Source organism: Streptomyces sp. NRRL S-378, assembly GCF_000720645.1.
Lineage (GTDB): Bacteria > Actinomycetota > Actinomycetes > Streptomycetales > Streptomycetaceae > Streptomyces.
This window is the reverse complement of sequence record NZ_JOBX01000048.1, coordinates 34819-54125: the sequence shown is the minus strand read 5'-3', so window position 1 is coordinate 54125 and position 19307 is coordinate 34819. Positions and strand designations below refer to the sequence as shown.

Genomic DNA, 19307 nt, shown 5'->3' with positions numbered 1-19307 from the left:
AGCAAAGACCACCGTTCCCGGAACCGGCTCGTACTGCTGGAGGGGGGACGGGGAGGGGTGTCCCCGCAGGACGAGGCGCGACCGGGGCCGTCTGGCCGGGCCCGGGCAGCACGCGCCGAGCCGAGGAGATACCCCTGCCCGGCACCCCGACCCACCCGCACCACACCCGTACCCCGGCCCCGCCGCACACTCCGGCCGGACCACCGCAAAGCAACCCCGCAGGGGGTCGGTCTGCTGCCCCCGCGGGAGCGGAAGGGCGTGGCGGGAACTCCACCGCCCTCCCAGGAGTCGGATGCTATGCAGACAAAACCGGCGCCCGGCGCCCCCGGGGGAAGGCAGGACCACGTGGACCACCGCACCAGAGCCGGCGGCACAGCCAGCGGCGGCACCGCCGCCCCGGCCCCGCCCCCGCCCCGCGGAGCGTTCGTGTTCAACGCCGCCGACGAGGAGCGCCGCCGCGGCGTCCGCAGGATGAAGGCCACCGCGACCGGCCTGCTGCTGCTGGTCGCGCTGGTCTACGTACTGGCCAAGTACGCCCAGCACGCCTGGGGCGCCGGAGGCTGGGCCGGTTACGTCGCCGCCGCCGCGGAGGCCGGCATGGTCGGCGCGCTCGCGGACTGGTTCGCCGTCACCGCCCTCTTCAAGCGGCCCCTCGGCCTGCCCATCCCGCACACCGCGATCATCCCGACCAAGAAGGACCAGCTCGGCGTCACCCTCGGTGAGTTCGTCGGCGAGAACTTCCTCTCCTCCGACGTGGTCCGGGCCCGCCTCCGCGCCCTCGGCATCGGCGGCCGCCTGGGCGCCTGGCTGGCCGAGCCCGCGCACGCCGACCGCGTCACGGCCGAGCTGGCCACGGCCCTGCGCGGAGCGCTGACCGTCCTGCGCGATTCCGACGTCCAGGCCGTCGTCGGCGAGGCCATCACCCGGCGCGCCGAGACCGCCGAGATCGCGCCGGGCCTCGGCAAGACGCTGCAGAAGGTCGTCGCCGACGGGGGCCACCGCCGTGCCGTCGACCTCGTCTGCGCCAAGGCGCACGACTGGCTGATCACCCACGGGGACTCGATCACGGACGCGGTCCAGGGCGGCGCCCCCGGCTGGACCCCCCGGTTCGTGGACCGCAAGGTGGGCGAGCGCGTCTACAAGGAGCTGCTCCGCTTCGTCACGGAGATGCGGGACATGCCCGAGCACCCGGCGCGCGCGGCGGTGGACCGCTTCCTGCGGGACTTCGCCACCGACCTCCAGTCGGACACGGCGACGCGCGCGAAGGTGGAACGCCTCAAGTCCGAGATCCTGGCCCGTGACGAGGTCCAGGACGTCATCGCCTCGGCGTGGTCCGCGATCCGCTCGATGATCATCTCGACGGCGGAGGACGAGCATAGCGAGCTGCGCCTGCGGGTCCGCGCCTCGCTGATGTCCCTGGGCGCGCGCCTGGCCAGCGACGGCCGCCTCCAGGCGAAAGTGGAGGGCTGGATGGAGGGTGCGGTCGTCTATGTGGTGACCACCTACCGGAAGGAGATCACCTCGCTGATCACCGACACGGTGGCGGCCTGGGACGCCGAGCACACTTCCCGCAAGATCGAGGCCCACATCGGCCGCGACCTGCAGTTCATCCGTATCAACGGCACGGTGGTCGGCGCCCTGGCGGGCCTGCTGATCTACACGGTCTCCCGCGCCTTCGGCGCGTAGGGGGCTCCGGGGAGCGGCAGCTCCAGCTGGGCGTGTCCGCGGGCCGTGATCTGCGGCGGGGCGGGGCGGGCGGCGCCCAGGGCGAGGAGTGCGCGCAGGGCGGCGATCAGGTCCGCGGGCCGCTCCCGCAGGAGCCCGGGCGTCGTGCTGACCACCAGGACGCCCCGGGCCTCCATGCGGAGTCTGCGGCGCAGCGTGGCCTGCCAGGAGTCCCGCGTGTAGTGGTACTCCGCGGAGTCGATCTCCAGTGCCACGCCCTCCTCGGGCCAGTACGCGTCGGGGCTGGCGAGGAAGGTCCCGTCGGGTTCGTGGAGCCGGGCGTTCCAGAGCGGGGCGGGCAGGTCGGTGGCGGACAGGGTGTCGCGGGCGCGACCCTCGGCGATCGACCGTACGCCGGCGACGAGTTCCGCGGCGGCGGCGCGGACGGCGGGGCGGTGCCGGACCCGGGCGGCGCGCAGTTCGGCGTGCAGGTCGTGGGGGTGGCACCAGCCGCCCTGGACGACGTTCGCGAGGACGGAGCGCACGAGGTCCGGGTCGTCCGTGCGGGCCGCGAAGTCGGTGGCGGCCCGGACCGGGCGGGTGCTGGGCACCCCGGCGATGGTGATGGTGGCGGGCCAACGGGTCGTCGAGGCGGGCCGGACGCGTCCGGTGGCGGCCACCGACCGTGGGGCGCGGACGAGGACGTCCAGGGGTTCGGGCGGCGCGTCGCGGATGCCGAGGAGGGCGAGGACCGCGCCGCCGGTGAGGGCGGCGGTGGTCCCGGTGAGCGGGTCCGCGGTGGGCGGGGCGGCGTACAGGACGGCGGACAGGGCCTGCTGCCGGGTGTCGGGCGGGCCGGTCTGCAGGAGGTAGACCCTCGGGAGGAGCCGCTGCCAGGGTCCTCCGCGGCGGCTGCGGCCGCTGATGGTGGCGGCCGGGATACCGGCCTGCCGGAGCTGGTGGTGGGTGGCCATGTTCAGCTGGCGTTGGGCGGTACGAGTGATCATGCCCCCGGTATGCCCGGTGGCGGGCGGCCGACGCTCAGGCCGAGGGGTGGTTCGGGGCGAGGAAGACGACGACCCCGTTCTCGGCGCCGGGCAGGGGCTTCACCTCGTGCCAGCCGAGCCGGTGGTAGGTGGCCACGGTGTCGGTGGCCGCGCGGGCGGTCAGCAGCCAGGCCCGGTCGTCCGGGGCGTCGGCGGTGATCTCCGCCAGCAGGGCGCGCCCGGTGCCGCGCCCGCGCGCGTGCGGTCGTACGGCGAGCTCGTCGATCTCCAGGGCTCCGATGAGGAGCTCCCGTACGCGCTGCCGGCCGAGCTGGGCGGCGACCCGTCCGTAGGACCGGTCCGCGGGGAAGGCGCGGGGCGTCAGCCAGGCGGTGGCGAATCCGTCGACGCCGAGGGGCGACTGCGCGAAGGCGGTACGGAAGCCAAGGCGCCGGCTGTCCGTCTGCAGCCGGACGGCGAACTGGCGAATGGTTTCTTCATCCTCGTTCCACGGCGGGGCCGAGAAGACCTCGCCGTAGGTGTCGGCCAGTTCGTCCGTGAGGTCGAGGACGGCCGGTCCGTAACAGATCACGTTTGCAGCTCCTTGGGCCGGCTCGGGTGGCTTGGGTCGTATCGCCCCTATCGAAGGCTGAATCTACGCCTGCGCGGTGCTGCGGCGGGCAGGTCGACAGATCCGGAGGGTGTGCGACAAATCCGACTTCCGTACGGTGTCGCGGACGACCCGTATCGCCCCGCCGCGCCGGGCGTTGAGCCCGGCGTGCACAACAGCATCCTGAGGAGAAGCCTGATGGGTCTCGCCGCCTGCGCGGTGGCGTTCTTCGTGATCCTGGGGGTCGTGGCCGTGCTCCCGCGGGCACTGCAGGACGCGCTCCCCGACAACGTCCTGGGCGGGGCCGCGGTCGTGCTGGCGGTGGCGGCCGCGCGCAGGTTCGCGCGGCGGGCGCGTTAGCCTCGTGCGGTGACGTTCGAACGGCTGGAGGCCCCCACGATGGCGCAGTTCCCCACCTCGCTCGTAGCCGCAGGCGGCCTGGTCGGCGGCTACGCCGCGGCCCGCTGGACCGGCAAGCGCCCGCTCGGCGGCGTGGTCCTCGCGGCGGCCGGCACTCTCGCGGCCCGCGAGTGGCACCGCCGCACGTCGCCGACCACGACGGCCCTGCTGGGTGCGGCCTACGTCGCCGCCTTCGCGGGCTCGCACCCCCTGGCGAAGAAGATCGGCGCCTGGCCCGCGGTCTTCACGGCAGCCGCCGCCATGGCCGCCACCACCTACGCCACGGCCGACCGATAGCCCGACCGAAAAGCTCGCTCGGTCTACGGAGATCCTTGGCATGATGCGCGGATGACTGCGCGTTCAAAAGCCGTTTCGTTCGGCACTCCGGATGGCGTGAGCGAGGGGGACTGGTTCCCGAGCCACGATGAGCTCTATGCCCACGACGTGCACCGTTTTAGGGGCCGCGGCATTTCAGGCACGGAAAAGACCGGCGCCGACTCGATCGTCCTCTCCGGCGGATACGTGGATGACCGCGATGAAGGTGACCTGATCATCTACACCGGCGAAGGCGGACGGGACCGGGATTCGGGGCAGATGAACGCCGACCAGTCCCTCGGCGACAGCGGCAATGCGGCGCTGGTCATTTCACAGGCGCTGGGGCACCCGGTGCGGGTGATCGAGGGGCTGGGGATCACCAAGGGCAAGCGCAGGCGGGCGACCAAGGGGTACGCCTACCGCGGCCTGTTCAGGGTCGCTGACCACTGGATGACGGTGGGGCAGGAAGGCTTCCGCATCTGCCAGTTCAAGCTCCTGAAGATCGTACCGGCGCAGGTACCGCCACCCCGTCAGCCGGTGGACCCGTTGGCCGGCGACGAGACGACCTTCGAGGAGCAGGCCCGCCGCTACATTTCGCAAGACCGCCTGGTGCGCGATTCCCGGGTGGCCAGCGCAGTGAAGAAGTTGTACGACAACACCTGCCAGATCTGTCGCGAGCGGCTGGTCGTCTCGCCTGCGGGCGAGGCCTACAGCGAAGCGGCTCACATACAGGCCGTCGGCAAGCCGCACCACGGTGCCGACCGGCTCGAAAACGTGCTGTGTCTGTGCCCCAACTGCCACGCCCTGTTCGACCGGGGTGCACTGCAGCTGACGGACGACCTCCACGTCATCAACGGAGTCACCGGTCAGTTCCGCGCGGTGCTTGCGCAGGTCAAGGGGCACAACATCGGCATCGAGTTTGCGCGCAAGCACCGCGAACGTTGGGCGAACCGTCTCCCGTAGATCGTCCCTCAGGGGCGTCCCGTCCCCTGACCTAGCTTCCGTGGCACTCCGCGTACGGCTTGCCCGAGGTGCACCAGCAGGGGGAGGTGGGGGTGGGGGGCCAGGGGGTGGCTTTGCCGCGGGCTGCCAGGGTCGTGGCGTACTCCGCCAGGAGGGACGGGGAGGCCGGGGAGGTCTTCTCGGAGGCCGCGAAGGCCTCGTACGAGGGGACGCTCGCCGTCACGATCCCGAGGTTGGTGGTGCCCGAGGCGGCCAGGGCGCGCAGGGAGGTCTCGATGTCGCGGAGGTGGGCCTCGTGCGAGGCGTACTCCGAGGCGAGCGTCGGGTAGCTGGTCAGCAGCTCGGACAGTTCGCGCTGCGGCCAGTGGAGGATCGCCACCGGGAACGGGCGGGAGAGGGCCGCGCGGCGGTCGCCCAGTTCGGCGCGCAGGCGGGCGATCTCGGCGCGCAGCTCGGCCGGGTCGTCGGAGCCGAGGGCCCAGATGCGCTTCGGGTCGTGGAGCTCGTCGAGCGGGATCGGGCCGATGTGGCGGGTGTCGGCGACCATGTCCCAGTCGTCGTGCGGGCGCCCGAGGAGGCGGCGCACCCGGTGGCGGCCCGTCAGGAGGGCGGTCGTGGCCGGGGTGAGCGGGGTCGAGTCCGCGATCAGGAGCGTCGCGGCCTGCGTGAAGCAGTCCTCGGAGGCCTCCAACTCGTCGTGGGCCTCGAGGGCTTCCGCGATGACCTCCCACGGGGCCGGGTCCTTGGGGGAGGCGGCGCGGATGCCCGCGATGAGGGCGCGGGCCTCCGCCTCGTGGCCGTACTCCCAGAGGTTCGCCGCCTGGAGGGCCTTGATCAGGTGGGGGTCGGAGGGTGAGGAGGAGAGGAGTCGGTCGTACAGGGCGCTCGCCCGGTCCCGTTCGTCGGCCAGTTCGAGGTGGGCCGCGGCCTGGAGGAGCAAGGGCTCCTGGTCCTCGGGGTAGCGGGTCGCCGTGCGGATGAGGCGCTCGGCTTCGGCGATGTGCTCGGCAGGCGTGTCGGGGCGCATGGTTCACACCGTACTGCCGCTGGTCAGTTGACGGGGGAGGTCTTAGGGTGCCGCCCGTGCGGGATCACATACCTGTGGTGGTTCAGGGGAAGGGCCGGCGGGCGCGCCGGGCCGGTCTTGTGGGGGTCCTGTGGGCGACCGCCGAGCTGGCCGTCACCGTGGGCGTGGTGGTGTTGTTGCTGGTGGTGCACCAGATGTGGTGGACCAACCGGCAGGCCGCCGCCGCGGCGCAGGAGCAGGTCCGGGCCCTGGAGCGGGCCTGGGGGAACGATCCTCCCCCTCCACCCCCTCCTTCTTCCGCCTCGCCTTCCGCCCTGCCTTCCGTCCTGCCTTCCGTCCTGCCTTCCGTGGCGTCCTCCGTTTCGCCTCCCGGGGGTCCTGCTGCCGTTCCCGCGCCCCCGCCGCCCCCGCCCGCCGGGCCGGCGGGGGCGCGGGACCGGGTGTACGCGGTGCTGCGCATCCCTCGCCTCGGCCTCGTCGTCCCCGTCGCGCAGGGCATCGACAAGCGGGCCGTCCTCGACAAGGGGTACGCGGGGCAGTACCCCGGGACCGCCGGGCCCGGGGAGCGGGGGAACTTCGCGCTGGCCGGTCACCGCAACACCCACGGCGAGCCCTTCCGGTACGTCAACCGGTTGCGGGCGGGGGACGAGCTGATCGTGGACATGCGGGGCCGCAGGTACACGTACGTGGTGGGGAAGGTCCTGAGCGAGACGACCGAGCGGGACACCGGGGTGATCGCCCCGGTGCCGCGGAGCGTGGTGAAGCCGGAGTACGGCTACAGCGAGCCCGGCGCGTACATCACGCTGACCACGTGCACGCCCGAGTACAGCTCGAAGTACCGGCTGGTGGTCTGGGGGACCCTCCGGCACTGACCCCCCTGGCACTGACCCTCCGGCACTGCCCCTCCGGCACTGACCCCCTGACACCGACCGCCTGGCCTCCTCATCTCCCCTTGTCGGTGGGCCCGGTTACCATCGATCGAGGACAGTTCGAACAGCGCAGGGAGAGGGGGAGGTTCGCATGGGCCCGTCACGACGCCACGAAGTCCCGCTCGTGCCGCTCACCCGGATGGCCCGGGCGCTCTCCGTCCTGCTCCCGCTCGTGTTGCTCGGGGGAGCCCTCGGCCTGTTCGCCGGTGAGAGCGGGCTGGGCGCTGTGGTGGTCGCCCTCGCGGCGACCGTCGCCTCCGTCTCCGTGGGTGCCGAGGCCCTGGCCGCCGCCGCGCGGCTGGTACGGCCGGTGGCGCCGCACCGAATACGCACCGCGATCCGTGATCGCGAGCAGCGCACGGCGTTCCTGCCGCAGCGTGATCCTGATGCCTCGGGCCGGTCGCGGCCCAGGGCGCCCGGCCGTCTCGTTCCGACGGCCGCGTAGGGGCGCGCAGTTCTCCTCGCCTTCTGCTGACTGATCACTGTTACGCCCCTCGTGGGTCGTCACGCCGAAATGCACCTTTTCGACGTTCGACGAGACCCTCCGGAGGGCCCACGTGTCCGTTTTCACCCACCTTGTTGTCGAGTTGGGCCGGCTTCTCGAGCCGGTGCTGGCCGAGTCTGCGACCGCTGCCGCGATCGTGCTGTTCACCGTGCTCGTACGGCTCGCCCTGCACCCGCTGAGCAGGGCCGCCTTCCGCGGTGCGACGCCGCTGGCCGGCTGTCTGCCCCTGTTGCTGCAGTTGCCCGTGTTCTTCCTCATGTACCAGGCGTTCTCCTCGGGGGGTGAGCTGCTGAGCCATCGGCTGTTCGCCGCGCCGCTGGGGTCGCGGTGGGCCGATGCGCTCGGGGAGGGCGGTCCGTTCGGGGCGCAGGGGCTGGTGTTCCTGGCGCTGTTCGGGGCGATCGCGGTGGTGGCCGCCTGGAGTGCCGTGCGCGGGCGCCGGTCGGCGGCCGCGGCCGCTGCTGCTGCCGCCGACGCGGCGAAGAAGCCCGCCACCGGCTCCGGCAGGGCGAAGCAGGGGAGCAAAGCCGGGGCCGGTGCCGTGGGTGGGGGTGGCGGTGGGGCCGGTGTCCGTGCCCGGGCTGCCGCCGGTGCCGGTGCCGGTGCCGGTGCCGGTGCCGGTGTTCGTGCCCGCGCTGCCGCCGGTGCCCGTGCCGGTTCCGGTCAGCGTGCCGGGGCCGGGGCCGGAGCTGCTGCGCTGCCCGAGCTGACTGCCGAGCAGCAGGAAGCCATGCGCAAGCTGGGCGGCGTACTGCCACTGCTCTCGTTCGGGACGCTGATCACCGCGGCCGTGGTGCCGCTGGCCGCCGGACTCTACCTGCTCACCACCACCGCATGGGCGGTCGCGGAGCGGGCCTGGCTCGAGCACCGCAAGGCCCGGGCCGCTGCCCTCGCCGAGACGCCCGGTGTCGAGCGGGCGCCCGACGGAGCGGCGCGTTCCAGTCTGTGAACAGGGTCTTGCGGATTGGGTGGACTTCTTGGAGGATCAACCAATCCTCCGATGGCCGCAACCCATCGTCCGGCCCGGGGCATGCCCGTGGGCCGACCACCCACGACCACGGGAGAATGCCCATGAAGCTGCTGCGTGTCGGACCGGTCGGGTCGGAGCGCCCCGCGCTGCTCGACCACGATGGGACCCTGCGGGACCTGTCCGGCCTGGTCACGGATGTGGACGGCGCCCTGCTCGCCGACGACTCGGTGCTGTCCCGGGTGCGGGACGCGGCGGAGTCGGGTGAACTTCCGGTCCTGGACGCCGAAGGGCTGCGCATCGGCGCGCCCGTGGGCCGCATCGGCAAGATCGTGGGCATCGGCCTGAACTACTTCGGGCACGCGGCGGAGATCGGCGCGGAGCCGCCGGCCGAGCCGATCCTCTTCCTGAAGGCGGCGGACACGGTGGCCGGCCCCGACGACACGGTCCTGATCCCGCGCGGCAGCGTGAAGACCGACTGGGAGGCCGAGCTCGGTGTCGTCATCGGCAGCACCGCCCGGTACCTGGACTCCGCGGAGCAGGGTCTGGCGCACGTGGGCGGCTACGTGCTGGTCAACGACGTGTCGGAACGCGAGTTCCAGATCGAGCGCGGCGGCACCTGGGACAAGGGCAAGAACTGCGAGACCTTCACCCCGCTCGGCCCGTGGCTGGCGACCGCCGACGAGATCCCGGACCCGCAGCTCCTGGACGTGAAACTGTGGGTCAACGGGGAGCTCAAGCAGGACGGCAACACCTCTGACCAGATCTTCCCGGTCGGCGAGGTCGTCCGGTACCTGAGCCGGTTCATGACCCTGTACCCGGGCGACGTCATCGTCACCGGTACGCCGGCCGGTGTGGCGATGGGCCAGCAGGAGCCGAAGCCGTACCTGCGGGCGGGTGACGTCGTGGAGCTGAAGATCGAGGGGCTGGGCCGTCAGCGCCAGGAGTTCAAGGGCGCGTAGCCCTCGTCGGGAGCGGAGCGGAGCGGAGCAGGCGTAGGGAAGGGAAGGGCGGGGCTGCCGTGGTGGCGGCCCCGCCCTTTCCGGGTCCGAGCGCGTTCGTGCGTTCACGCGGGTGTCCGCGCCGTTCACGCGGGTGTCCGCGCCGTTCACGCGTGCGTCGCGTCCGCATGTGCGTCCGCGTCCGCCTGCACGGGTGCCTGCGGACGCCGGGACGTCACGCGGTTCCGTGCTCCGCGGTGAGGGGGAGTTCCACGGCCACGCCCTCCTGGGAGGACATGCGGGCCGCCTCCAGTACGTCGAGGCAGTGCGCGGCCTCCAGTGCCGTGACCGGGGCCGGCCCGCCCGTGCGCAGGGCGGCCGCCACCGCCGCGTAATACGCCGGGTAGTCGCCCAGTTCGGTCGGCACCGGAGCCCCGCCACCGGTCAGCGGGGACTCGCCCGACCCCACCCGCCCCCACAGGTGCGGGGGTTCCTCGCCCCAGGGCAGCCGTCCGTCCGGCCGCAGCCCCTCCCGCAGGGCCCCCTCCTGCGGGTCCAGGCCGTACTTCACGTAGCCGGCCCGGGAGCCGAGCACGCGGAACCGCGGCCCGAGCTGGGCGGTGGTCGCGCTGACGTAGAGGTGGGAGCGGACCCCGTTCGCGTGCGTGAGGGCGATGAAGGTGTCGTCGTCCGTCTCGGCGCCCGGGCGGCGCGTGTCGGTCTCCGCGTAGACCCGTACCGCGGGCCCGAACAGCACGAGGGCCTGGTCGACGACGTGACTGCCCAGGTCGTACAGGAGGCCGCCGATCTCCTCCGGTGCGCCCGACTCGCGCCAGCCGCCCTTCAGTTGCGGGCGCCAGCGCTCGAAGCGGGACTCGAAGCGCTGGATCTCGCCGAGTTCGTCGTCGGCGATCAGGCGGCGCAGGGTGAGGAAGTCGTTGTCCCAGCGGCGGTTCTGGAAGACGGAGAGGAAGGTCCCGCGCCGGTCGGCCAGGGCGCCGAGCGCCCGGGCCTCGGCGGCGGTGGCGGCGAGCGGTTTGTCCACGACCACCGGGATGCCGGCTTCGAGGGCGGTGGTGGCGAGCGGGACGTGCGTTTTGTTGGGCGAGGCGATCACGACGAGGTCGAGGTCGCGCTCCCACAGCTCGTCGGCGGTCGTGGCGGTGTGGACGTCGGGGAACTCCGCGCGGGCCTGGGCCTGCCGGGCCGGGTCGGAGGTGACGACCGTGTCGAGGACGAGTCCGTCCGTGGCGCCCACGAGGGGGGCGTGGAAGACGGAACCGGCGAGTCCGTAGCCGATGACGCCGACGCGGAGTGGTGCGGTGGGGGCGGAGGTGCTCATGGGGACCACTTTCGCAACAGTGTTGTCAAAGTGCAAGGAGGGTGGACAATGGGCTCGTGAACAGGGGTAGCAGGAACAGCGGCCACAGCGATGCGAACGGTCGGCGTGGCGGGGTGAACCTGCCTGCGCTGCGCGGCCACAACGAGGCACTGGTGCTGGACCTGCTGCGCGGCGCCGGACCGGTGGGCCTGGGCCGTACGGAACTCGCCGCCCGCACGGGGCTCACTCCCCAGGCCGTCAGCAAGATCACGGCACGCCTCGGCGCGGACGGCCTGGTCGCGGAGGCCGGCCGCGCGGCGTCCACCGGCGGCAAGCCGCGCACCCTGCTCCGGCTGGTGCCGGACGCGCGGCACGCGGTAGGAGTGCACCTGGACCGCGACGTGCTCAGGGCGGTACGGGTGGACCTGGCGGGCTGCGTGGTCGCCGACAGCGGCGGCCCGCTCGACTTCGGGGCCGGACCGGAGGTGGCGGTGGAGGCGGTCGTACGGGCGGTCGCGCGGCTCGGTGATCCGTACGGGCCGCCGCTCCTGGGCGTCGGCGTGGCCGCGCCGGGGCCGCTGGACCACCGGGCCGGGGTGATGGGGCGGGTGACCGGGTTCCCGAGCTGGAAGGGCTTCCCGCTGCGGGGGGTGCTGGAGGGGAGGCTGGGCCTTCCGGTGCTGCTGGACAAGGACACGAACGCCGGCGCGGCCGCGGCCGCCGGGGCGTGGCTCCGAGCCACCTGGCCGGATGCGGGCTCCGATGCGGATGTGGCGGCGGTGGCTCCAGTGGCCGCGGGGGCGGGTGCCGCTGCTGCGTCTGCGGATGTGGGGGCGGTCGCCGGGGGCGGCCTTGCCGGTGGCGTGCCCCACACCTGCGTGTACCTGCATGTCGGGACGGGGCTCGGGGCCGGGCTGTGGCTGGGCGGCGGGGTCTACCGGGGTGCGCGCTCGGCGGCGGGGGAGTTCGGTCACCAGGTGCTCCTGCTGGACGGCCCGCCGTGCCGGTGCGGGGCGCGCGGCTGCGTGGAGGTGCTGTGCCTGGAGGCGGTGGCCCGAGGTGATCTTCCCGGGGCGGCGCGGATCGTGGGTGAGGCCGCGGCCAACCTGGTCGCGCTGCTGGACGTGGACCGGGTGCTGCTCGGCGGGCGGGTGGTGGCGTCGGCGCCGGACGTCTTCGTAGCCGGTGTCGGGGCCGTTCTCGCGGCCCGCGCGTTGGATCCGGCCCGGCCGGTGGTCGCCCTCGCGGGGGCGGGTGTGGCGGAGGGGGCGGCGGAGATGGCGCTGACGTCGTTGTTCGGGCGTGCGGGGTGACGGTTCGCGGGGCGCGCGGGTGCGGCGCCGTTGCGGGGGCGCCGGCCCCCAGGCCCCCGCGCCTCAAACGCCGGCGGGGCTGAAAGAGCGGGGCTCCGCCCCGGGCCCCGTGGCTCAGGCGTCGGCGGGGCCGGGATGTGCGGCGGGGCCGCCGGAGGGTGCGGCAGGGCCGCCGGGAAGGTGCGGCGAGGGGGAAGTGCGGCCGGGCTGGGATGGGCGGCAGGGCTGAAGAGCGGGGCTCCGCCCCGGGCGCGTGCCTCAAGCGCCAGCGGGGTCGGGATGGCGCGGCGGGCTGGAAGAGCGGGTCTCCGTCCCGCCCCCGGGCACTAATCGTCGGTAGGTCCGGGAAGTGGAGCCGGGCTGGGAAGGGCATCCGGGCTGGAAGAGCGGGGCTTCGCCCCGGGCCCCGTGGCTCAGGTGTCCGTGGGCCTGGGGTGGACGGGGTTGACCTGTGAGGCAATCGGGCGTAAACCGGAACGACTCGGGCGTGGTGCGCGGAGAGGGAACGTGCGGACGTGGCAAGGTGCGGGCAGGCCGGGGTGATGATCACTTCGTCCGACCATCGTCCTGTCCGGCGAGCAGCGAAGGTCTTCCATGCGACTGCGCCAAGCCCTTCCCCTCACCGCCTTCCTCTCCGCCGTCCTGGCCGCCCTCACCGCACCGACCGCGGGCGCGGACATCGGCACCGGTGGCGGTGCCCGTCCCGCGCCCGCGATGCCGTCCCGCGTCCAGGCCACCTGTGGCGACGGCAAGAGTTCCGCTTTTCCCATCGGGGCGCGCATCCGCGGGGGCCCGGCCGTGTACCGCACCGGCGGTGAGCTGCAGACCTGGTACCTGGACCTGACCAACACCACGGACTCCGAGTGCAAGGCCATCCATCCCGTCGTGGTCCTCACCGACAAGGCCCGCACCCTGCGCCCGGCCCACCTGCGGATGGAGTTCGAGACCCCGGACGGCGTCCTGCCCGCGGGCCTCGAACGCAGCGACCGCGACGAGATCATCGCCGTCTTCGACGGCGGCGAGGCCTTCCCCGGCTTCACCGTGGGCCCCGGCGGCACCCGGACCGTCAAGGTCGGCCTCGCCTTCGCCCCCGACGCCCCCACCGGTGAGGTCGTCGCCGACGCCGCCCTCGTGCAGCGCAAGGGTGACGACGGGGACTGGGTCGGCGAGGCGGGCGGCTACCGGTTCTCCGTCGAGGAGTCCGACGACTCCGTCGAGGCCGGTTCGCTCGCCCACACCGGTCCCCGGGAGTGGGCGTACGGCGCAGGGTCCGTGGCCGCCCTCGCCGCGGGCGGCGGCCTCCTGCTGGGGGCCCGCCGGCTCCGCAACCGGGCCCGCACCCGCGCGCACTGACCTCCGCCCGCGCCCGTAGGCCGCCCGCAGATCCCGCTCTCCGTCCGTGCGGAGGCCCGGAGGCGGCCTGGCCCGGGGGTCCGCCCCCACGTCCGTGCGGAGTCCCGTAGTAGGTCGCCCGCAGGTCCCGCCTCCACGTCCGAAGCGCCCGTAGGCCGCCCGGAGGTCCCGCCCCCCACCTCCGCCCGCGCCCGTAGGTCGCCCGCAGGTCCCGCCTCCACGTCCGACGCGCCCGTAGGCCGCCCGCAGGTCCCGCCCCCCCGTCCGTGCGGAGTCCCGTACGGACGTCGAGGTCGCCCCGCATAGAGTCCCGTTGTGGAAAAGAACCTCCCGGGTCACCGCCCCGGCTCGCCCGTGCGGTCCGGTATCCCCGAGCACGGCCGCATCCCCAAGTACTACGCCGTCAAGGCCCGGATCGCCGAGCTTCTCGACGAGCTCGGCGAGGGCGGGACCCTGCCCACCGAGCGGGATCTGGCCGAGCGTTACGAGGTGTCCCGCGAGACCGTCCGGCAGGCCCTGCGCGAGCTGCTGCTGGAGGGCCGGCTGCGCCGATCCGGCCGCGGGACCGTCGTCGCCGGGCCCAAACTGGAACAGCCGCTCTCCCTCGCCAGCTACACCGAGGGCGTGCGCCGCCAGGGCCGCCGCCCCGGCCGGCAGCTGATCGGCCTGGAGGAGTTCCCCTGCCCGCCCGACCTCGCGCCCGGGATCGGGGCCGAGCCCGGCGAGCCCGTCTGGCACCTGGAGCGGGTCCTGCTCGCGGACGACGAGCGCGTCGGCCTGGAGAGCACGTACATCCGGGTGGCCCGCGCCCCCCGCCTGAACGCCGATTTCCAGCCGGACTCCTCCTTCTACGGCTACCTCCGCGACAGCCTCGGCATCTCTTTCGGCGAGGCCGACGAGAAGCTGGAGACCGTGCTCGCGACCCCCCGCGAGGCCCTGCTGATCGGCACCCCGCCGGCCCTTCCCATGCTGCTCATCCACCGTTTCTCACGGGACCAGGAGGGCAGGCCCCTGGAACGGGTGCGTTCGCTCTACCGTGGTGACCGGTTCAGCTTCACGACCCGCCTGCGGGCCGAATAGTCCTGCATCGCCCGCGGCACACCACCCGTATCGGCATAAAAGGGGCGCAGTGAAGTCACAGAAAGGTAACGGGTCTAGTCCAAGCGTCGAGGGCTGTTCACCGGCGCGTCGCCGGACCGACCCTCCCGGGTCACGGGCCGCGCCCACCGTTGGCGGCGTGAGAGTCATAGTCGTCGGAGGCGGCGTGGTCGGCACCATGCACGCCTGGCAAGCAGTCGAACGCGGCCACGAGGTCGTCCAGATCGAGCGTGAGGCCGAGGCGCGTGGCGCCTCACTGCGCAATTTCGGCCAGATCTGGATCAGTGGCCGAGCCGGAGGGGAGGAACTCGCCACCGCCCTGCGCGCCCGCGAGCTCTGGGAGCGCATCGGCGCGGAGGTGCCCGGCCTGGGCTTCCGGGCCAACGGCTCCCTCACCCCGGTCCGCACCGCCCGTGAGTACGCCGTCGCCGAGGCGGCCCTCGCCCGCCCGGACTCCGCCGCCCGCGGCTACGCGCTGCTCGGCGCCGAGGAGGCGCGCAGGATCAACCCGGCCCTGCGCGGTGCGTTCGAGGCCGCCCTGTGGTGCGAGCGGGACGCGGCGGTGGAGCCCCGTACCGCCCAACTGCACCTGCGCAATGCCCTGATGGCCCGGGCCGGCGGCCGCTACACCTTCCTCCCCGGCCGCGAGGTCCGCGAGGTCACCGGGCCCGGCGCCGTCCGCGACGACCACGGTGATGTCCACCGGGGCGACGTGGTGGTCCTCGCCACCGGCGCCTGGCTGTCCGGGCTGGTCCGCGAACTGGCCCCCGACCTGCCCGTGCGCCGGGTCCGGCTGCAGATGATGCAGACCGCCCCGCTCGGCGAGGAGCTCACCACCTCCGTCGCGGACGCCGACAGCTTCCGCTACTACCCCGCCTACCGGTCCGCCGCCCTCGACGAGCTGAACGCCGGCCAGGCCCAGACGGCCGTCGCCGCCGCGCACAAGATGCAACTGCTCATGGTCCAGCGCCGGGACGGCGGACTGACCATCGGCGACACCCACGAGTACGAGCACCCCTTCGCCTTCGACACCGTCGAGGACCCCTACGAGCACCTCACCGAGGTGGTCGAGTCCTTCCTGGGCCGCCCCCTGCCGAAGACCAGGCACCGCTGGGCGGGCGTGTACGCGCAGTGCACCGACACCACCCGCGTCGTCCACCGTCAGCAGGTCGCCGACGACGTCTGGCTGGTGACCGGACCCGGCGGGCGCGGCATGACCTGCTCCCCCGCCATTGCCGAGACCACCGCGAACGAACTGGGCTGGTAAGTCTGATGACCGACACCGACACCGACACCGACACCGACATCGGCACCAATACCGACACCACCGTCACCGCTGCCGACACCGACACCACCATCACCGACACCGCGACCTGCGAGGAGGCGGCCGGCGCCCGCCGGCTCGTCGTCCTCGACATGGCCGGCACGACCGTCGCCGACGGCGGCCTCGTCGAGCGCGCCTTCGAGCGGGCCGCCGAACGCCTCGGCGTCCGGCCCGGCACCCCCGACCACGCCGAGAAGCTCCGCTACGTGCTCGCCACCATGGGCGAGTCCAAGATCTCCGTCTTCCGCCACCTCTTCGGTACGGAAGAACTCGCCCGGCGCGCCAACTCCGCCTTCGAGGAGGCGTACGGGGAGCTCGTCGACGGCGGCCACGTCACCGAGGTCCCCGGCGCCCGCACCGCGATCGAAGAGCTCCGCGCCGACGGCCGGACCGTCGTCCTGACCACCGGCTTCGCCCGGGTCACCCAGGACGCCGTCCTCGACGCCCTCGGCTGGAAGGACCTCGCCGACCTCACCCTCTGCCCGGCCGACGCGGGCGGCCGCGGCCGGCCCCACCCGGACATGGTGCTGACCGCGTTCCTGCGCACCGGCGCCGTGGCCGACGTACGCGACATCGTGGTCGTCGGCGACACCGCCTACGACATGCTGAGCGGGCGACGCGCCGGCGCCGGCACCGTGGCGGGCGTCCTCACCGGAGCGCACGACCGCGCGACGCTGACCCGGCACGGCGCGACCCACGTCCTCGGCTCCGTCACCGAACTGCCGCGCCTCCTCGCGGAGCCGGCGTGAGCGGTATCCGCTTCGACGGGGTCTGCGTCGCCTACGACGGCAACACCGTCCTGGACCGCCTCGACCTGACCGTGGAGCCGGGCGAGGTGATGGCGCTGCTCGGCCCCTCCGGTTCGGGCAAGACCACCGCCCTGCGCGCGGTCGCCGGCTTCGTGCGGCCCGCCGCCGGCCGGGTTCTCATCGGCGGCCGGGACGTCACCGCGCTCCCGCCGCACAAGCGCGGCATCGGCATGGTCGTCCAGCAGTACGCGCTCTTCCCGCACATGCGGGTCGAGGAGAACGTCGCCTTCGGCCTCAGGGCGCAGAAGGCGCCGAGGGCCGCGATACCCGGGTGGGTCGCCGAGGCCCTGGAGATGACGGGGATGGCCGCCTACGCCAGGCGCTACCCGCGCGAGCTGTCGGGCGGCCAGCAGCAGCGGGTCGCCATCGCCCGTGCCCTCGCCATCCGCCCCGGTGTCCTCCTGCTGGACGAACCCCTCTCCGCCCTCGACGCGCAGCTGCGCTCCGGAATGCTCGCCGAACTGGCCCGGCTGCACCGCGAACTGCCCGACGTGACCATCCTGTACGTCACCCACGACCAGGTGGAGGCCCTCACCCTGGCCGACCGGATCGCCGTCATGGACCGGGCCCGGCTGCAGGACTGCGGCACCCCGCAACAGCTGTACCGGTCCCCGCGCACGGAGTTCACCGCCTCGTTCGTCGGCAACGCGAACCTGCTCCCGGTCACGGTGGCCGAGGGTGGCGCGGTCTTCGAGGGCCGTGCGCTGACCCTCGACCGAGGGCGAGCGGCGCCTGGTTCCACGGCCACGCTGTGCGTACGGCCGCACCTGCTCGGCCTCGGCGCCGGACCGAACGCGCTGAGCGGCACGATCGCCGAGGTGCAGTGGCGGGGTTCGACACACCGGCTGTACGTCGATGTCGACGGCCACCGGGTGAAGGCGGACCTCCCCGAACTGCGGGAGACGCCCGCACTGGGGGACCGGGTCACGCTGCACTTCGAGCCGCGGGACGCCGTGCTGTTGGCGGCGGGGGTGACCGATGCCTGAAGCCTCGCGGCGAGCCGCACCGCCGACCGCCGGCCTGCCCGTCCCCGGGCAGGCCCGGGGCTCCGCCCCCCGCCCCGCGCCTCCAGCGCCGGTGGGGCTGGAAGAGCAGGGCTCCGCCCCGGGCCCCGCGCCTCAAACGCCGGCGGGGCTGGACAGGGCGCCGGCCGCGCGCCGGGCGGTTCCGCGCGGGGTGTGGGCGGTGCCGCCCGTCGCCGTGTTGGCGGTGCTGTTCCTCTATCCCCTCGCCCTCGTCGTCCGGCAGTCACTCAGTCCCGACGGCGGGGGCGGCGCCTTCGACGCCTACGCCCGCGTCTTCGGGTCGCGGGCCTTTCTCGACGCACTGGGGACCACTGTCCGGCTGGCCGTCGGGGCCACCCTCGGCTGCCTGGTCCTCGGGTTCACCCTCGCGCTGGTCATCGCCTTCGTGCCGTTCCCCGGAGCCCGGGCCGTCGCGAAGTTCATCGACGTCTTCCTCTCCTTCCCCTCCTTCCTCATCACCCTCGCCCTCCTCTTCCTCTACGGCACCGTCGGCATGGCCAACGGCCTCGTCACCGAGCTCACCGGAGCAGCCGAGGGCCCCTTCCACTTCCTCACCACACCCTGGGGCGTCCTCCTCGCTGAGATCACGTACTTCACGCCCTTCGTGATCCGCCCGCTCCTCGCCGCGTTCTCCCAACTGGACACCGCACAGCTGGAGGTCGCCGCGGGCCTCGGCGCCCGCCCCGCCCGCATCGTCCGGCAGGTGATCCTGCCCGAGGCGCTCCCGGCCCTCGGCGCCGGTGGCAGCCTCGTCCTCGTCATGTGCCTCAACGAGTTCGGGATCGTCCTGTTCACCGGGGCCAAGGACGTCACGACCCTGCCGATGCTCATCTACGGCAAGGCCATCCTCGAATCCGACTACCCGGCCGCCTGCGTGGTCGCCGTCGTCAACATCGCGATCTCCGTCGGCCTGTACGGCCTCTACCGGGTGGTGAGCAAGCGTGCTGGTGCATAGCCGGACCGGCCGATGGGCCGCCTGGAGCGTGTTCGCTCTGCTCTTCGTGCCCCTCTTCGCCCTGCCCCTGCTCGTCGTGGTCGCGGCGTCCTTCGCCACCCACTGGTCCGGGGCCCTCCCCTCCGGTCCGACCACCGCGAACTACACCGCCGCCGTCCGCGGCGAATCGCTCCAGGCACTCATCACCAGCCTGCTCACCGCCGTCGCCGCCAGCCTCCTCGCGCTCACCGCCGGCACCTGGGCCGCGCTGGCCGGGGCCGCGCTGAGGAAGCGGGGCAGGCGTGTCCTGGACGCGCTGTTCCTGCTGCCCGTCGCCGTGCCGTCCGTGGTCGTCGGCCTCGCCGTGCTCGTCGCCTTCAGCCGTCCGCCCGTCCTGCTCAACGGCACCGGTTCGATCGTCGTCCTGGCGCACACCATCCTCGTCACGGCCTTCGCCCACCAGTCGGTCTCGGCCGCGATCGTCCGGCTCGACCCCGCCTACGAGCAGGCGGCGGCCTCCCTGGGCGCCCGTCCCGCCTACGTGCTGTGGCGGGTCCGGCTCCCCCTGCTGCTGCCGTCCCTCACGGCCGCCGCCGGACTCTGCTTCGCCCTGTCCATGGGCGAGCTGAGCGCCACGATGATGCTCTACCCACCGGACTGGATGCCCCTCCCGGTCCGCATCTTCACCGCCACCGACCGCGGTTCGCTCTTCAGCGGCTCCGCCGTCGCGGTGGTCCTGATGGCCACCACCCTGCTGGTCCTCCTGGCGGTCTCCCGCATCCGCACCAAGGCCGCGTACCGCTGAACCCGGCCGGATCCCGGA

At 73.5% G+C, this 19307-nt stretch carries 20 protein-coding genes; 16 read left to right on the top strand and 4 right to left on the bottom strand.

Annotated elements, in window-relative coordinates; genetic code table 11:
* Positions 1-297: 297 nt before the first annotated feature.
* A complete protein-coding gene (locus tag IH80_RS0127950) occupies positions 298-1686 on the top strand; it encodes a DUF445 domain-containing protein (RefSeq protein WP_078906779.1) in 1389 nt (462 codons plus the stop codon).
* Here IH80_RS0127950 and IH80_RS0127945 read toward each other — a convergent pair.
* A complete protein-coding gene (locus IH80_RS0127945; protein WP_051810042.1) occupies positions 1656-2672 on the bottom strand; it encodes a hypothetical protein in 1017 nt (338 codons plus the stop codon). The genes IH80_RS0127950 and IH80_RS0127945 overlap by 31 nt on opposite strands.
* A gap of 34 nt (positions 2673-2706) precedes the next feature.
* Positions 2707-3243, bottom strand: coding sequence for a GNAT family N-acetyltransferase (locus tag IH80_RS0127940; protein ID WP_234432405.1), 537 nt, complete (start codon positions 3241-3243; stop codon positions 2707-2709).
* Positions 3244-3459: 216 nt separating this feature from the next.
* Here IH80_RS0127940 and IH80_RS44925 point away from each other — a divergent pair, with 216 nt between their 5' ends.
* Genes IH80_RS44925 through IH80_RS0127925 form a run of 3 tightly spaced genes read left to right on the top strand, consistent with a single transcriptional unit; the run spans position 3460 to position 4938 of the window.
* The gene (locus IH80_RS44925) at positions 3460-3621 is read left to right on the top strand and encodes a hypothetical protein (protein WP_158943641.1); all 162 of its coding nucleotides are present in this window, start codon (positions 3460-3462) and stop codon (positions 3619-3621) included.
* Between the two features lie 39 nt (positions 3622-3660).
* Complete coding sequence (locus tag IH80_RS0127930) at positions 3661-3957, top strand: hypothetical protein (RefSeq protein ID WP_030964189.1); 297 nt, start codon at positions 3661-3663, stop codon at positions 3955-3957.
* Positions 3958-4008: 51 nt separating this feature from the next.
* On the top strand, positions 4009-4938 hold the full coding sequence (locus IH80_RS0127925; RefSeq protein ID WP_078906778.1) for a YDG/SRA domain-containing protein: 930 nt from the start codon (positions 4009-4011) through the stop codon (positions 4936-4938).
* A 31-nt stretch (positions 4939-4969) separates the two neighbouring features.
* On the opposite strand, the gene IH80_RS0127920 is transcribed toward IH80_RS0127925, so the two are convergent.
* Positions 4970-5965 (bottom strand): SEC-C metal-binding domain-containing protein, encoded by a 996-nt coding sequence (locus tag IH80_RS0127920; RefSeq protein ID WP_030964184.1) that lies wholly within the window; start codon positions 5963-5965, stop codon positions 4970-4972.
* A gap of 74 nt (positions 5966-6039) precedes the next feature.
* Between IH80_RS0127920 and IH80_RS0127915 the strand changes: the two genes are divergently transcribed.
* The 4 genes from IH80_RS0127915 (at position 6040) to IH80_RS0127900 (ending at position 9328) form a co-directional block, all read left to right on the top strand.
* A complete protein-coding gene (locus IH80_RS0127915) occupies positions 6040-6837 on the top strand; it encodes a class E sortase (RefSeq protein ID WP_030964183.1) in 798 nt (265 codons plus the stop codon).
* Between the two features lie 148 nt (positions 6838-6985).
* Positions 6986-7339 (top strand): DUF6412 domain-containing protein, encoded by a 354-nt coding sequence (locus IH80_RS0127910; protein ID WP_107056916.1) that lies wholly within the window; start codon positions 6986-6988, stop codon positions 7337-7339.
* A gap of 112 nt (positions 7340-7451) precedes the next feature.
* Positions 7452-8348, top strand: a complete 897-nt coding sequence (locus IH80_RS41055) for a hypothetical protein (protein ID WP_107056915.1) — start codon at positions 7452-7454, stop codon at positions 8346-8348.
* A 122-nt stretch (positions 8349-8470) separates the two neighbouring features.
* Positions 8471-9328: a fumarylacetoacetate hydrolase family protein gene (locus IH80_RS0127900; RefSeq protein WP_030964179.1), complete on the top strand. Its 858-nt coding sequence runs from the start codon at positions 8471-8473 to the stop codon at positions 9326-9328.
* Between the two features lie 214 nt (positions 9329-9542).
* Here the strand turns inward: IH80_RS0127900 and IH80_RS0127895 are convergent, their stop codons facing one another.
* The gene (locus IH80_RS0127895; RefSeq protein WP_030964177.1) at positions 9543-10649 is read right to left on the bottom strand and encodes a Gfo/Idh/MocA family oxidoreductase; all 1107 of its coding nucleotides are present in this window, start codon (positions 10647-10649) and stop codon (positions 9543-9545) included.
* Positions 10650-10705: 56 nt separating this feature from the next.
* Between IH80_RS0127895 and IH80_RS0127890 the strand changes: the two genes are divergently transcribed.
* The 8 genes from IH80_RS0127890 (at position 10706) to IH80_RS0127855 (ending at position 19289) form a co-directional block, all read left to right on the top strand.
* On the top strand, positions 10706-11941 hold the full coding sequence (locus IH80_RS0127890) for an ROK family transcriptional regulator (RefSeq protein ID WP_051810035.1): 1236 nt from the start codon (positions 10706-10708) through the stop codon (positions 11939-11941).
* A gap of 594 nt (positions 11942-12535) precedes the next feature.
* On the top strand, positions 12536-13294 hold the full coding sequence (locus IH80_RS0127885; protein ID WP_030964175.1) for a hypothetical protein: 759 nt from the start codon (positions 12536-12538) through the stop codon (positions 13292-13294).
* 315 nt (positions 13295-13609) lie between these two features.
* The gene (locus tag IH80_RS0127880) at positions 13610-14374 is read left to right on the top strand and encodes a GntR family transcriptional regulator (RefSeq protein ID WP_030964173.1); all 765 of its coding nucleotides are present in this window, start codon (positions 13610-13612) and stop codon (positions 14372-14374) included.
* Between the two features lie 157 nt (positions 14375-14531).
* Positions 14532-15659: a TIGR03364 family FAD-dependent oxidoreductase gene (locus tag IH80_RS0127875; RefSeq protein WP_030964172.1), complete on the top strand. Its 1128-nt coding sequence runs from the start codon at positions 14532-14534 to the stop codon at positions 15657-15659.
* A 5-nt stretch (positions 15660-15664) separates the two neighbouring features.
* Complete coding sequence (locus IH80_RS0127870; protein WP_078906777.1) at positions 15665-16465, top strand: phosphonatase-like hydrolase; 801 nt, start codon at positions 15665-15667, stop codon at positions 16463-16465.
* Positions 16462-17511 (top strand): ABC transporter ATP-binding protein, encoded by a 1050-nt coding sequence (locus IH80_RS0127865; protein WP_030964170.1) that lies wholly within the window; start codon positions 16462-16464, stop codon positions 17509-17511. The genes IH80_RS0127870 and IH80_RS0127865 overlap by 4 nt, the downstream gene beginning before the upstream one ends.
* Before the next feature lie 148 nt (positions 17512-17659).
* On the top strand, positions 17660-18505 hold the full coding sequence (locus IH80_RS0127860; protein WP_420708867.1) for a 2-aminoethylphosphonate ABC transporter permease subunit: 846 nt from the start codon (positions 17660-17662) through the stop codon (positions 18503-18505).
* Entirely contained in the window at positions 18492-19289 is a 798-nt protein-coding gene (locus IH80_RS0127855) for an ABC transporter permease (protein WP_030964167.1), read from the top strand. The genes IH80_RS0127860 and IH80_RS0127855 overlap by 14 nt, the downstream gene beginning before the upstream one ends.
* Positions 19290-19307 lie beyond the last annotated feature (18 nt).